The sequence below is a fragment of the Streptomyces sp. NPDC048419 genome (assembly GCF_043200415.1).
GTDB lineage: Bacteria > Actinomycetota > Actinomycetes > Streptomycetales > Streptomycetaceae > Streptomyces.
The window spans coordinates 81,859-95,896 of record NZ_JBICXT010000016.1; the positions used below are offsets into that span (position 1 = coordinate 81,859).

At 70.9% G+C, this 14,038-nt stretch carries 11 protein-coding genes and 1 pseudogene; 4 read left to right on the plus strand and 8 right to left on the minus strand.

What is annotated here, in order from left to right:
- Positions 1 to 13: 13 nt before the first annotated feature.
- Genes ACGFYN_RS29725 through ACGFYN_RS29740 form a run of 4 tightly spaced genes read right to left on the minus strand, consistent with a single transcriptional unit; the run spans position 14 to position 6,124 of the window.
- The gene (locus ACGFYN_RS29725; RefSeq protein ID WP_393868964.1) at positions 14 to 2,149 is read right to left on the minus strand and encodes an acetate--CoA ligase family protein; all 2,136 of its coding nucleotides are present in this window, start codon (positions 2,147 to 2,149) and stop codon (positions 14 to 16) included.
- Entirely contained in the window at positions 2,146 to 3,324 is a 1,179-nt protein-coding gene (locus ACGFYN_RS29730; RefSeq protein ID WP_393868965.1) for a Glu/Leu/Phe/Val dehydrogenase dimerization domain-containing protein, read from the minus strand. The genes ACGFYN_RS29725 and ACGFYN_RS29730 overlap by 4 nt, the downstream gene beginning before the upstream one ends.
- Positions 3,321 to 4,967 carry a 5-guanidino-2-oxopentanoate decarboxylase gene (locus tag ACGFYN_RS29735; protein WP_393868966.1) on the minus strand — a complete coding sequence of 549 codons (1,647 nt, stop codon included), beginning with the start codon at positions 4,965 to 4,967 and terminating at the stop codon, positions 3,321 to 3,323. Before ACGFYN_RS29735 ends, ACGFYN_RS29730 begins: the two co-directional genes overlap by 4 nt.
- Positions 4,967 to 6,124: an acyl-CoA dehydrogenase family protein gene (locus ACGFYN_RS29740; protein WP_393868967.1), complete on the minus strand. Its 1,158-nt coding sequence runs from the start codon at positions 6,122 to 6,124 to the stop codon at positions 4,967 to 4,969. Before ACGFYN_RS29740 ends, ACGFYN_RS29735 begins: the two co-directional genes overlap by 1 nt.
- A 350-nt stretch (positions 6,125 to 6,474) precedes the next feature.
- Between ACGFYN_RS29740 and ACGFYN_RS29745 the strand changes: the two genes are divergently transcribed.
- Positions 6,475 to 7,716 (plus strand): MBL fold metallo-hydrolase, encoded by a 1,242-nt coding sequence (locus ACGFYN_RS29745; protein WP_393868968.1) that lies wholly within the window; start codon positions 6,475 to 6,477, stop codon positions 7,714 to 7,716.
- A gap of 195 nt (positions 7,717 to 7,911) precedes the next feature.
- A complete protein-coding gene (locus tag ACGFYN_RS29750; protein ID WP_393868969.1) occupies positions 7,912 to 8,685 on the plus strand; it encodes a DUF429 domain-containing protein in 774 nt (257 codons plus the stop codon).
- A gap of 184 nt (positions 8,686 to 8,869) precedes the next feature.
- Here ACGFYN_RS29750 and ACGFYN_RS29755 read toward each other — a convergent pair whose 3' ends face one another.
- On the minus strand, positions 8,870 to 9,904 hold the full coding sequence (locus ACGFYN_RS29755) for a Glu/Leu/Phe/Val dehydrogenase dimerization domain-containing protein (protein ID WP_393868970.1): 1,035 nt from the start codon (positions 9,902 to 9,904) through the stop codon (positions 8,870 to 8,872).
- 79 nt (positions 9,905 to 9,983) lie between these two features.
- Between ACGFYN_RS29755 and ACGFYN_RS29760 the strand changes: the two genes are divergently transcribed.
- Both ACGFYN_RS29760 and ACGFYN_RS29765 read left to right on the plus strand, forming a co-directional pair.
- Positions 9,984 to 10,460, plus strand: coding sequence for an Lrp/AsnC family transcriptional regulator (locus ACGFYN_RS29760; RefSeq protein ID WP_393868971.1), 477 nt, complete (start codon positions 9,984 to 9,986; stop codon positions 10,458 to 10,460).
- A gap of 84 nt (positions 10,461 to 10,544) precedes the next feature.
- Positions 10,545 to 10,688: a DUF4291 family protein gene (locus ACGFYN_RS29765; protein ID WP_393868972.1), complete on the plus strand. Its 144-nt coding sequence runs from the start codon at positions 10,545 to 10,547 to the stop codon at positions 10,686 to 10,688.
- Positions 10,689 to 10,753: 65 nt separating this feature from the next.
- Here ACGFYN_RS29765 and ACGFYN_RS29770 read toward each other — a convergent pair whose 3' ends face one another.
- The 3 genes and pseudogenes from ACGFYN_RS29770 to ACGFYN_RS29780 form a co-directional block, all read right to left on the minus strand.
- Positions 10,754 to 11,350 carry a hypothetical protein gene (locus tag ACGFYN_RS29770; protein ID WP_393868973.1) on the minus strand — a complete coding sequence of 199 codons (597 nt, stop codon included), beginning with the start codon at positions 11,348 to 11,350 and terminating at the stop codon, positions 10,754 to 10,756.
- A gap of 280 nt (positions 11,351 to 11,630) precedes the next feature.
- The gene (locus tag ACGFYN_RS29775; RefSeq protein ID WP_393868974.1) at positions 11,631 to 12,254 is read right to left on the minus strand and encodes a hypothetical protein; all 624 of its coding nucleotides are present in this window, start codon (positions 12,252 to 12,254) and stop codon (positions 11,631 to 11,633) included.
- 1,073 nt (positions 12,255 to 13,327) lie between these two features.
- A pseudogene (locus ACGFYN_RS29780) lies at positions 13,328 to 13,780 on the minus strand (DUF4291 domain-containing protein); the annotation flags it as partial.
- Positions 13,781 to 14,038: the final 258 nt, after the last annotated feature.

Consider the following 14,038-nt stretch of genomic DNA (forward strand, 5'->3'; position numbering starts at 1 on the left):
CCGGCCCGGCGTCTCAATTCCCGGCAGGGTATGGCGCTTCGGGGTCACGCAGGACGGCGTGCGCGTCCAGGGCGAGGGCTCCGCCGGGGTGCACGAGCAGCGGGTTGACCTCGAGGTCGGCGAGTTCGGCGTGCTCGGCAGCCGCGCGGGCCACGGCGCACACGGCGGCCGCCGCCGCGTCCAGGTGCACGGCCGGGGCGCCGCGCCAGCCGGTCAGCAGGCGTGCGTGCCGCAGTTCGAGCAGCAGGGCACGCGCGCGTGCCTGCGTCAGCGGGGCGAGGGCTACGGCGGTGTCGGCGAGGAGCTCGGCCGTGAAGCCGCCGATCCCGACCAGGGCGACGGGGCCGAAGGCGGGGTCGCGGCGGACCCCGACGATGAGTTCGTGGGCGTACGGGGGCGTGGCCATGGCCTCCACGGCGTAGCGTTCGGCGCCCGTGGCGGCGCGCATGCGAGAGAACGCGGCGCGCACGGCCTCGTCGTCGGCGAGGTGCAGGGCCACTCCGCCCGCCTCGGTCTTGTGGGCGAGACCCATCGCCTTCAGTGCCACGGGATGGCCGACACGGTGTGCCGCTTCGACCGCCTCCTCGGCCCCGGTGACGAACTCGGCGGCGGGGAAGGTCAGTCCGTAGGAGGCGAGCAGGTCGCGGACGCTCTCGTAGCCGCCGTCGTGGATGCGGTACGGCGCCGTCGGCGCCGCCGGGGGCGAGTGGGGAACTGCCGTGGCGAGCCGGGCGGTTGCGGTGAGCGCGGTCGCCGCCTGCTCGATGCGCTCGTAGACGGGGATGCCGCGGCCGCGCAGGACGGCGAGGGCGGGCGTGTCGCGGGCCGTGGTGTGCACGACGAGCCGGCCGCCGGTCGCGTCCGCGGCGTCCGCGAGCAGGCCGGCGACCTCGCACTCGCGGGCGGTCTGGGCCGGGTTGGCACCGGCGTAGTCGCCGAAGTACCCGGTCATCACGCCGGCTTCGGCCTCGTCGCCCGCCAGCAACTCGGCCGCCACGCGCGCGTAGACGCCGAGATCGGCCTCGCCGGCTCCTGCGAGATCGACCGGGTTGCGGCAACCTGCGCCGGGCGGAAGGAGGTGGGCGAGCCGGGCGGTGTTATGCCGGGACAGGACGGGTACATCGGCGCCGCGGACGGTGAACGCGTCGGCGGCGAGGGCGCCTTGGCCGCCGCTGTCGCCTACGACGGCGACGCGGAGGGCGGTGGAAGCGGGGCTGTTGGCGGGGTTGGAGGCGGGGCTGGAGGCCGGCTTTCGCGCACCGCTCCGGGAGCCCGTTCCGGGACCGGACAGCAGGCACATCGCCGTGTCCACCAGCTCGCCCGCAGACTCCAGCAGCAGCGCCCCGCTGTCGCGGCACACCGCCGCCACGGTCGCGTACGGGCTCACCAGGGCACCCGTGTGGGAGGCTGCGGCCCCCGTGGAGGCGGCGCTGCGGCCGACCGTCAGGAGCAGGACCGGCTTGCCTGCCGTGTGTGCGGTGGAGAGCGCGCGGGCGAGGCGGCGGCCGTCGCGGAAGTCCTCGACGTAGGCCGCGACGACGCGCGTCTGCGGATGGGCGATCAGCGTCTCCAGGGCGTCGGTCGCGTCGATGTCGCGCTGGTTGCCGAGGGAGGCGAAGCGGGAGAAACCCTGGCCCACGCGCGCGAGGTGGCGGCCGATCTCCAGGGCGAGGTTGCCGCTCTGCGAGACCAGGCCGACCGCGCCGGCCGGGAAGTCGCCCCAGCTGAGCCGGAGTTCGGTGGTCGTGTCGACGAGGCCCATGCAGTTGGGGCCGAGCAGCCGGGCCCCGCCGCTCGTCACCAGTGTCGCCAGCGCCTGCTCCTCGGCGGGGTCGCTGCCGGAGGTGATGACGGTGAAGCAGCGCGCGCCGGCCGCGAGTCCTTCCGTGACCACCGGCCGTACATGCGCGGGCGGCACGGCGACGACGACGTGCTCGCAGGACACGTCGTCCAGGCCGGCGCGGAACGGCACTCCGCCGAGGCTGCCGCCGCGCCCGTTCACCAGGTGCACGTCGCGGCGTCCGCGCCCCGCCAGGGCCCCCTTCGCGAGCCAGTAGCCCCACTTCTCGGGGTTGTCGGAGGCGCCGACGACGGCCACCGAGGCGGGGTCGAACAACTCGCCCGCCAGCGGTGGGCGCAGCGCCGTCACCGGTACCACCCGAAGCGTTCGGCGATCACCGGCAGCCGGTCGGCGACGATGGCGTGTGCGGCGGCGCGCGGGGTGGTGCCGTCGGCCTCCGCGCGGGCCAGCATCTGCTCCACCAGGGTGCGCATCGAGCGGCGGGTGTGCGCGAACGCCTCGTCGGCGCGCGGTCCGATGTCACCGAACAGGGTCCACCACCACCAGGCGTTGGTACCGGAGTTGACGACCACGTCGGGCAGTACCGTGACGCCGCGCGCGGCCAGCAGCTCCTCCGCCTCCGGCAGGACGGGCATGTTGGCGGCCTCGACGATCCAGCGGGCGGTGACGTGCTCCTGGTTGGCGGTGTCGACGGCGTACGAGACCGCGGCCGGCACCAGCACCTCCGCGTCGGCCGACAGCCAGGCGTCGCCGGGCAGTTCGCGGTCGCCGGGACGCAGCGCCGCGCGGTCCACGGTGCCGTAGGCGTCCCGTGCGGCCAGCAGCGCCTCGACGTCGAGGCCCGCCGGGTTGGCGATCGTGCCCTTGATGTCGGCGACGGCCACCACGGTGAGCCCGGCGCGCGTGAGGAAGCGGGCCGTGGCGCCGCCCATGGTGCCAAGTCCCTGCACGGCGACCCGGGTTCCCGCGTGCGGCACGCCCGCCAGGTCCAGGGCCGCCAGCGCCGCCTCGGCGACCCCGCAGCCGCCGACCAGCTCGTCCAGCCCGATGCCGTCCACCTCGACCGCGAACGCGTCCGCGAGCCGCCGTCTCGCGGACACCTCGTCGTCCAGCAGCGGGTAGACGGCCTGGATGGACGACATCAGCCCCGCCTCCGCGGCGGCCCGGTCCACCAGGTCCTGGGTGAGGCCGAGGTCCTCGCCGGTGGTCCAGAAGCGCTCGATGTACGGCTTCATGGCGCGCAGATAGCGCACCAGGAGCGGGTACGCCTGCGGGTCCTGGGGATCGCAGTCGATGCCGCCCTTGGCGCCGCCGAGGGGGATGTAGCGGCCCTCGGGGTTGTAGTGCAGCGCCTCCTTCATGGTCATGCCGCGCGCCAGCCCCGTGACTTCGTCGAGAGTGCAGCCCTCGCGCATGCGCAGACCGCCGCTGGAGACGCCGCGCACCAGCCGGTCGACGACCAGGAAACCCTGGCGGCCGGTGAGGTGATCGGTCCAGGTGAGCGACATCAGGGGGGTGGTCATGAAGTCTCCTCGGGAACGGTGATCAGGGTGGGGCCGGGCGTGTCCAGGGCCGCGGCGACGGCGCGGCGCAGTTCCTCGGCGGTGCACGCGCGCGTGCCGTGCCCGCCGTAGGCGCGGGCCAGGGCCGGCAGGTCGACCGGCGGGAGGTCCACCGCGGTGGGTGTGTCGCCGCGCCCCGCCATCTCGGCGCGGATCTCGCCGTACCCGCCGTTGTCGAACACCACTATGGGCAACGGGAGTTGCAGCTGTACCGCGGTCGCCATCTCCTGCACGGTGAACTGCAGCCCGCCGTCCCCGCCGAGCGCCAGGACCTGCCGGTCGGGGGCGGCACTCTTGGCGCCGATCGCGGCGGGCAGGGCGTAGCCGAGGGTGCCGAAGCCGGTGGGGTGGAGGTAGCGGCCGGGCGGCCTCAGCGGGAGGTGGGGGAGTGCGCCGTAGTAGCAGCACTGGGCGCTGTCGGAGGTGATGATCGCGTCGTCGGCGAGGACGGAGCGCAGCGCCTTGAGGTACGGGAGCCAGCGGGCGTCGCGGGAGGCGGTCTCGGCGTCACGGGCGGCGCGGAGGGCGGCGACCTCGGCTTCGGCGGGTACGCGCGCGTGGTGGACCTCTTCGGCTGCCGGGATCTCAGCGAGCAGCGCCTGCACGGTCGTACGCGCGTCCCCGACGAGGGCGACGTCCGCCGGAGTGCCGCCGTACATCTGGTCCGCGTCGATGTCGACGCGCACCAGGGTGCCGTCGAGCGCCGGTGGTGGTGACCAGAAGTCGGACTCGGCCAGCTCCGTGCCCACGGCGATCACGACGTCCCGCGCGGTGAGCCATTTCTGCACGCCGGGGCTGTGCAGTGCGACACCGACCGAGAGCGGGTGGGTCTCCGGGACGATGCCCTTGCCGTTGGCGGTGGTGACGACGGGCGCGGCCAGCCGTTCGGCCAGGGCGAGGCAGGCGCGCGTGGCGTCACGTGCGCCGCCACCGAGTATCAGCGCCGGGTGCCGTGCGTCGGCGAGGGCGCGGGCGGCCTGTCGTAGGGCATGCGGGTCGGGTGTCGCCCGGGGGAGCGGCGGGGCGAGCCGGACGGAGCCGAGTGCCTCGGTCGCCTCCAGGAGGTCCAGCGGGATCTCGATGTGCGCGGGCCGCGGCCGGCCGGTGCGGAACAGGGTGAAGGCGCGCGCCACGGCCGTCTCGATCTCGGCGACCGAGGAGACGCGATGACTGAAGGCGGCCACGCCGCGCAGCGCCTCGGTCTGGCTGCGCATCTCGTGCAGCAGGCCCGTCGACAGGCGCGGGTGGCGCAGCGGCATGCCCGGCGAGACGACGAGCATCGGCACGCTGTCGGAGTACGCCTGCCCGACGGCCGCGGCGGCATTCAGCAGAGCAGGCCCCGTCGTCGTCAGGACGACTCCGGGTTGTCCCGTCACGCGCGCGTACCCGTCGGCGGCGTAACCGGCGCCCTGTTCGTGACGGGGCGTCACATGCCGTAGGCCGTAGGCCGCCAGGTGCCGGTAGATCTCCAGGTTGTGGGTGCCGGGTATGCCGAAGACCTGGGTGACCAAGTGGCCGGCGAGGGCGCGTACGAGGGCTTGGCCGCCGCTGAGGAGCGCGTCCGCCGCGGGCGCCGTATCGGGGTTCGGGAGATCGTGTGCCATCACAGGCTCCGGGCGATGACGAGCCGCATGATGTCCGAGGTGCCCTCCTCGATCTCCTCCAGCTTGGCGTCGCGCATCCACTGCTCGACCGGGAACTCCCGGGAGTAGCCCCAGCCGCCGAGGGTCTGCACGGCCGCCCAGGTGCAGTACGCGGCGGTCTCGGACGCCGTCAGTTTCGCCATCGCCGCCTCGGTGGTGGCTTCCAGACCGGCGTCCAGGCGGCGTGCGGCACGCCAGGTCATCAACCGGGCCTGCTCCACGCGCGTGCGCATGTCGGCGAGGCGGAAGGCGACCGCCTGGTGCTCGATGATCGGTTTGCCGAACTGGCGCCGCTCGCGGGCGTAGTCGCGCGCGTACTCGTACGCCGCCCGGGCCACGCCCGTCGCCGCCGCGCCCAGCACCGCGCGCGAGATGTCGAAGGTCCGCATCAGGCCGTGGAAGCCCTGCCCCTCAGCGCCGAGGCGGTGCTGCTCGGGGACGAAGGCGTCCTGGAGGAACATCTCCCGGCACACGATCGCGCGCTGGCCCATCTTCTTCATCGGCTCTCCGAAGGAGACGCCCTCGGTGTCGTTGCGCAGCAGGAACGCGGACACGCCACGTGCGCGCTTGGTCGGGTCGGTCTTGGCGAACACGACGTACTGGGCGGCCTCGCCGGCGTTGGAGATCCACGCCTTCTGGCCGTTGATCCGGTAGCCGTCCTTCGTGCGGTGGGCGGTGCTGACGATGGAGGCGGCGTCGGAGCCCGCGCCCGGCTCGGTGGTCGCCAGAGCCGTCATGGGGGTGTCCGGGCCGGCGAGCGGGGTCAGCCAGTCGCGCTTCTGCCGCTCGCTGCCCAGCTCCAGGACGGGGTCCGCGAAGAAGCCGTTGGAGCAGAGCAGATTGCCGATGCCGAGGTCGCCGACGCACAGCTCCTCCTGAACAAGGCACTGGGTGAAGACGTCGGTGAAACCGCTCCCGCCGTACTCCTCGGGCAGCATGAAGCCGGTGATGCCCACCTTGGCGGCCTTGCGCCACAGGTCCCAGGGGGTCTCCACGTCGGCCTCGTCGACGGCACGCGCGCGTGGCCGTATCTCCTCGCGGGCGAACGCACGCGTCAGCTCCACGATGTCGCGCTGCTCGTCGCTCAGTGGGACCAGCTCGGTGGGGAGGTCGGACATGGTGCCTCCATCAGGCCGCGGGGGATGCTCACCGGCACGCGATTACTGAACCGTGAGTCAGTATTGAAAGCGGGAGTGTCCGCTGTCAACGTGCTGAACCGATCGTCAGTAGGGGCGGCCGGCCGGGGGCGGCCCAGTGCTCAGATTTTGCGACTGCCGGGGGCGGCCCGGCGCTCAGGTTTTGCGGGCATGCACATGCCGACAGGAATGGACGCCGACGCTCCGGGGTTGACTCGACACCTGCTTCTTTGGGCTTTCCTTGGAAAGTGCGCGCGGTGCCCGCATGACACGGGTGTTGTCACAGGCGCCGACCATAATGGAATGCCTCACCCACTCCACCTGGAGGTACCGTGTCCGGTTTCCGTTCCCTGAGCTCCGGGCTCCGTGCTCTGCGGCCCGAGGCCTTCGGCGCGGACCCGAGCGGTGAGCGCCTCGCGCGTATCCGCAGATCCCCCCACTTCAAGGACGGTGTCTTCCAGAATCCCGGCGGCACCGCGCGGACCCGGCCCTCCGGTTCGACGGTGGACTTCGCGAAGGTCTTCTTCGACAAGGACGAGCGCCCGCGGCGCTCTCCCGCAGGCACGATCCCCGTGCACCCCACCACGCTCGCCGACATCGCCAAGCCGCCCGCCACGGGACTGCGCCTGACCTGGATGGGCCACTCCAGCGTGCTCGCCGAGATCGACGGGCAGCGGGTGCTCTTCGACCCCGTGTGGGGCGAGCGTTGCTCCCCCTTCGACTTCGTCGGGCCCAAGCGGCTGCACCCGGTGCCGCTGCCGCTCGCCGCGCTCGGCCCGGTCGACGTCGTCGTCATCTCGCACGACCACTACGACCACCTCGACCTGCCCACCATCAAGGCGCTGGCCGGCACGGACACGCTGTTCGCCGTGCCCCTCGGCGTCGGCGCCCACCTCGAGCGCTGGGGCGTCTCCGCCGACCGGCTGCGCGAGCTGGACTGGCACGAGGCGACCAAGGTCGGCGGCCTCACCCTGACCGCGACCCCGGCCCGCCACTTCTGCGGCCGCGGTCTGCGCAACACCCAGCACACCCTGTGGGCCTCCTGGTCCGTCGCCGGTCCCGAGCACAAGATCTTCCACAGCGGCGACACCGGGTACTTCGACGGCTTCAAGGAGATCGGCGCCGAGCACGGCCCCTTCGACGCCACGATGATCCAGATCGGCGCGTACTCCGACTTCTGGCCCGACATCCACATGACGCCCGAGGAGGGCATGCGCGCCCACCTCGACCTGCAGGGCGGCGAGCCGCACGGCGTGATGACGCCGATCCACTGGGCCACCTTCAACCTGGCCACGCACGCGTGGGCGGAGCCCGGCGAGGGCACCGTCGCTGCGGCCCGCGCGACCGGCTCCCGTGTCGCCGTGCCCCGGCCCGGCGAGCCCTTCGAGCCCACCGCCGAGACCGTGCCGACCGAGCCGTGGTGGCGCGCCGTGGCCCTGGCCCCGGCGGGCGGCTGGCCCGAAGCGCTGACCGAGGTGGCGATCAAGGCGGCCGCCGACTCGGGTGCCAAGGCCCAGGCCGCCGCTGACGGCGCCGAGGGCACGGGGGAGCCCGAGACGGTTCCGGCGAGCTGACCCCCGCGGGGGCTTCGCGGAGCGGGGGGAGGGCGTGAGTTGGGCCGGGGTGCTGGGGGAGGCGCCTGGTACGAGGCGTCGGCGTCGGCGGGTGGTGACGGTCGGGGTTGACCGGGGCGTGAGCGTGAGGGGGAGGGCGTGAGTTGGGCCGGGGTGCTGGGGGAGGCGCCTGGTACGAGGCGTCGGCGTCGGCGGGTGGTGACGGTCGGGGTCGATCTGGCCGCGAGTGCGCGGCGGACCGCCGTGTGCCGTGCCGAGTGGACGGACGAGGGCGCGGTGAGCGTGGAGTTCGTCGTTCCGCCGACCGACGAGGACCTGCTGGCGCTGATCCGGGCCGCCGACAAGACCGGCCTTGACTGCCCGCTCGGCTGGCCATCCAGCTTCGTGGCGACGGTCCTCGCCCACCACCAGGGCGTACGGCTGCCGCCGCCGGCCCGGTTCGAGGAGCGGGCGGACGGGCGAGCGGGTCTGGACCCGTTGCGGTTCCGGCTGACCGACGACCTCACCTGGAAAGCCACCGCGATGCGGCCTCCGCTGTCGGTGTCCACCGATCTGCTCGGCGTCGTGGCCCTGCGCGCGGCCCGTCTCCTCGACGCCCTCGCGGCAGTGGACGTCCCCGTGCCGCGAGACGGCTCCGGCCTCATCGCCGAGGTGTACCCGGCCGCCGCGCTGAGACTGTGGGGGATCCGCCCGGGGCGCAGTTACAAGAACGCCGGGCCGGAGTCGCGCGAGGTGCGTGAGTACGTGGTCGGCTCGATCGAAGCGGGCCTTGGGCTGCCCCTGCCCGAGCCGGTGCGTGCGACATGTCTCGACAGTCACGACCACCTCGACGCCCTGATCTGCTCGCTGGTCGCCCGCGCCGTGCTGCTCGGCGACACCGGCTGGCCGGGCACGGCTGGCGAGCGGGCGGCCGCGCGGCAGGAGGGGTGGATTCACCTGCCGGGGGGCGACCTCGGCGTCCTGCGGTGACGAGGTTGCGGGCACCGGAGTACCAGGCACCGTTGAGCGCGAAGTTGGCGGGCTGGAACACGGGGTTGCGGTGGGGTGGGAGAGGACCGGATTCCGTTCGGTGGATCAGGCTCGGTGCCGGGTCGTCGACACTCACCGGTGCCTCAGCCCGTGCCGGACCGTAGACGCCGATCCCTGCCTCAACTCACCGAGTCAGACGGGCCTTCGCGATCTCCCGCGCCGCCCGCTGTGGGGTGACCCCGGTCGCACGGGCCGCCTCGAGCACGTGGCTGACGGTGTCGCCGATCCCCTCCACCCGTTTCCGGGCGGCCTCGTGGCTGTAGTGCTCCGATTCGCGGCTGAGGGCGTAGATGATGCCGCCGGCACTGGCGACGTAGTCCGGGATCCAGACGATGCCGTGCCGGGCGAGGGCGTCGGCGACGGACTCCTCGGTGAGCTGGTTGTTGGCCGGTCCGACGATCAGCGGCGCGGTGAGCCGGGGCGCGGTCGCCTCGCTGAGGATTCCGCCGACGGCCGCCGGGACGAAGATGTCGGCCGGTGCGGACAGCGCCCGGTCGGGCTCGACCCAGCCGTACCCGCTCGCCGACGCGGCCTCCTTGCGGGACCCGTCCACGTCCGACACCACGACCTGCGCGCCCTCGGCGGCCAGGCCGGCCGCGATGCCGCTGCCGACCGAGCCGAATCCGCTGATCACCACCGTGCGGCCGGTGCAGGAGGCGTCGCCGAACACATGGCGGGCACCGGCATGCAGGGCGGCCAGGACGCCGGTGGCCGTGGGTCCGCCGGAGTTGCCGGTCCCGCCGTGCTCCTCGGGGGCACAGTGCGCGTACGGCGAGAACCGCCTGAGGACCACCATGTCGTCCGGGCCGGTGCCGATGTCGGGGCCGGTCCGGTACGAGCCCTGCAGGGAGGCGATGAGCTCGCCCAGATCCTCGAGCGCGGCCTGACGCAGGTCCGCGGTGAGTTCGGTGTCCTTGCCGAGGACGATCACCGTCTTGCCACCGCCGAATTCGAGACCGGCCACCGCGGCCTTGTAGGTCATGGCCTCCGACAGGCGCAGCGCGTCCGCCAGCCCGTCCTGCCAGGTCTCGTAGCGGCGCAACCGGCACCCGCCGACTGCCGGACCCAGCGTCCGGGAGTGGATCGCGATGATCAGTGGCAGCCCGGAGCGGCTGCCGCGACGGACGACGACCTCTTCGTGTGCAAATGCTTGGCTCATGTCGCCGAAGCTAGATTCATGTACGGACCGGATGGCCCTGTGCCGAATTTGATTCGGCATACGCGACGCGGAGGTAGTCATGGACGAAGTTGATTCGGCGATCGTGCGTCATCTGCAGGTGGACGGTCGGCTCTCCAACCGTGCCCTCGCCGAGAGGCTTGGCATCGCTCCCTCCACCTGTCTCGAACGCACCAGGCTTCTGCACCGGCGCGGCATCATCCAGGGCTACAAGGCCCAGGTTTCCCTGCGCGCGCTCAACCGCTCGGTCCAGGCGATGGTGGCCACCCAGATCCGGCCTCTGCGCCGGGATGTCGTCGCCGCCTTCGAGAAGTCGGTGACCGAGCTGCCGGAAGTCGTCTCCGTCTACACGATGGCCGGCAGCGACGACTTCCTCGTCCATGTCACGGCGCAGGACATCGACCACCTCCACGCCTTCCTCCTCGACCAGTTCACCAACCGGCGCGAGATCGTCAGCTTCCGCACCTCGATCATCTACCAGCACCTGACCAACCCGGTGCTCGATCCGCTGCCTCCGACGCCGGAGCAGCGCGCTTGAGGGACCGGTGGCCCGGCCTGCCTGCTGCCGTACCGCTCGACAATTCGACGGCGCGCGCGAAGCACTGTGCCCACCCTGGTCCCCGTGGCAGAACCCAAGTACCAGATCCGAGCCCGGCACACGGACTCCACCGTCACCGTCCACCAGGCGTACGCGCCGGAGATCGGCCTGCCGGCCGCCCGCGAGGGCCGTTTCCCGGCGACGTGGAAGCGGGACCGGATGACGTGAGTCATCAAACAGCCTTGACAGCCTCCTGCGCGTCGGCCGGGAAAGGGAGGATGCCGCCGCGGCTCTCAGAGGCCGGCCGGGTGGCTGGAAAGCCAGTCTGTGTGTTGGTCACGCACACGGTCGCGCTCTGCAGGCGTGGCAAGGATGACGTCTGCGCCGCCGTCGTAGGGATGGTGGATGCGTCGAAGCTCCGTGTCGGTGAGGAAGACCTCGGCGAGCGCATCGTCCGCGACGGCTCGCAACAGCTCGTCGACGCAGCCACGTTCCCACGGGCGTCGGTCGACGTACAGACGTGTGTGGGTGTGGAACTCCGGGTCGGGATCGTCCTGGTCCGACTCGATCCACCACCGGATGCCACGGGGGTGCAACGTCTGCCGTAGATTCGAGTAGCTGGCGGGACCGGTCGATGTGATCGACCAGTCCGCGGTCACGACGAACACATCTGTGCCCGCGAACAGCTCGCCGAGGATCGCGTTGTAGCGGTGCAGCACGGTCGCGTACTCGCTCGGTGTCTCCGGGTAGCGCTTCGACCCGGGAAGGCTGTGGAAGCGCACCCAGCGGTCCGGGTAGGCACTGCGGAACGTGTGGGCTAGGGGAAGGACCGACGGATGCTGTTCCTTCCACAGAGCCGCCCGGAGGTCAGGTGTTACGACGAGACTCACCTCTCCGCTGGAGTGACGCCGATTGGACACGAAACGCGGGTCCGATCGATTCCGCCATACCCGTCTGCGTTGCGACCAAGATACTGCCGAGAACGACCCTCCGTGATCGTCGTCAGGGATCGAGGTCTACGAACGAGGCTTGAAATGGATCATCAAGCCGCGTTCACAGACCCCATCCATCCAGCTGGTGACATGGTCCTGAAGGGGTGCCCGTTCGTGGGGCGGTTCGCGAGTGGGACTGACAAAGTCCCTGGGGTGTGAGGGGGCAGGCTCTGTGCGGTCAGTCGAACGCCACGACGAGGCGAACGCCGTCATCACCGAAGCGGCCTGCCAGAGCCTTCATCACGGCGAAGACATGGGGCCAGTGAGTCTCAGGACCCAGGACAGCGCCAACCGTCAACGGTTCGTATGTGCACATCACTTCGTCGGTGGTCCATTTCACCCGTCCCGTCGTGCTGTGCAGGTCCGGGGGCGGCGCGCCTACTGCGGCCAGGGCTTCCGACGGCCATGGATCGGGCACGAACTGTTGGTGCAGGATCGAGGGCAGCGATTTCGCGTGCCAGGTCAGCCGGCCGATGAAGTGATTCGGCGTGGTCGCGGGATCCAGTGAAGCAAGCTCCGCCCAACTGACCCAGCTCGCGCTGTGCAAGTCTTCCGCTGCGACCCAGGGCTCGAGCTGCGAGCGCATTCCTCTCGACAGATCGACGGGAAGACCGCGGTCTGGTGCGAGCGGTTGAAAGCCCGCGTAGTTGCGCACTCCGAACAGACAGCCAAAGGCCGCGTAGTCGGTCTGGTCGTACAAGGGCCAAAGGTCCATGGCGGTGACCCATGGCTCACCGTCGTAGTAGTCGGTGTCGGCGCCGGGGTGACGAAACTCGATGCCGCCATGGATGTCCGTACTCACGATGGGGCACCGTAACAGCGCCGACCTGGACAGGCACGGGCATTTGTCGGCTGATCAGCAACGGAGACGGGCCGTGTCTCCGTAGATGCGCAGGATGCAGTCTCTGAAGAGGCCCAAGGGCGCGCTCCCGTCCGAAGGATGCAGGGTCAGCCCCAGATCCATCAAAGGCCGGATGGCCTTCGCGTACCGGCTCCCGTCTGGGTCAGGTCCCTGTACCGCCGCCCATGCTTCGAACAGCGGGCTGACGGGCTCCCAGCCCGGCCCAGGCAAGAAGTGGCACAAGACTGTCGGCTGGTCGATCCCGTACTCACGGAGTTCACCAACCTGCACCTCGCCCTGCATGAGCCACCACGTCCTGGTCACCCTGGGCCCCTCCCCGATCTTCGACATCGAAAGCACGCTAGCGCCGTTCGGTTCCGCGCAAGCTTCGAGAAACAGCCCCTCTGCACGGACACAGAGGTGTTCGACTCTCATCGATAAGGTCTGCGAACGCGGCCTCACGTGGGTCATCAAGCCGCGTCCACAGCCTTCAGTGGCAGACCTCTGAGCCTGGTCGAGCTGGACAATGATCAGGTTGGTGCAGCTGGGGTAGCTGGGAGGCAGGGTTGAGTGTCACGGGTGTATGGGTGGTCGGCGCTGTGCCCGACGAGAAGATACGGAGCTTGCTGAACACTGCGGGTCAGGAATCGTCGTTGACGCCAGTGACGGTGGCCTGCGATGTGCCCGGGGGGCTGGCATGGTGGCGGGGCAAGGCGCAGATATCCCTGTTCAGCGCGTCGACGACCTCGCTCGGCAGTTGGAGCGCTGACGATGACGCCTATCGGCTGAGCACCTTCATCGACTCCTGCTACGACGACTCCGAGCACGCGGAGTCTCTGCGCGACGCCATCATGAACCAGTTTCCGCCCAATGCCGAAGAGGGGCTGTTCGCGGCCGTGGCCCGCAAGGCCAGCCCCTTTTCAGCCTTGGCCTACGCTCTCGGTCCCGACGCGGCAATGCGGCTGCCGGGCTGGTTCGGCGACTTCATTCTCGACGCCGAGCAAGTGCGCACCCAGCTACCTGCGGCCGAGGAACACGATCCACTCGTCCGCGTAACGCGACGATGCCTCACCCGAGAGCCCCAGTTGCAGCGAGCGGTACGTCAAAGGTTGCAGCCGCAGGTCCCGTTCGGGGTCCCACTGCACACGCGCCGGAGCCTTCCTCAACTCCCGCTGCCAGGCGGCCTGGCTCTCGTGCACCCCGCGGACGTAGTGCGACAGGCACGCGTTGCGCAGCGCCCACTCGAACCCGTCACGGCTGATCTCGACGGCCAGAGCGGTCTCCTGACCCTCCTTCGTGCCCCAGCCGCAGCGGTACATCATCCACAGAAAACTGGGCTTGATCCACGTCATACGGTCAGGCTTCCACGCGGCGGGGAAACGGCCCTTGCGGGCGGCGGGTCCACCGATCTCCGGGTGGTAAGCCTGGTAAACGGTGATCGTGGACGCCGTGTGGAGCGCACGGATCCTGCGGTGCGGTTCTTCCATGGTGTACAGCGTGGGCTCGGCCGACTCAGGTGACCACCGATTTTCGACCGATGCGCGACGCAACGGAGCAAGCCGGCCGCAAGCGGCAGCCAGTCGCCCGTGCGGGCCAAGTAGCGTCCGCAGTCAGAACAGAGGGCCTGCAGATCATGAGAAACCCGTTCCTCTTCAGCCCTCCTTATAGTCTGAACCAGCTTCGTCCAAGGCGGCCGCGAGATTGTTCCGATGAATCAGGGTGTGAGGGTGGTCGCTACCGAGAAC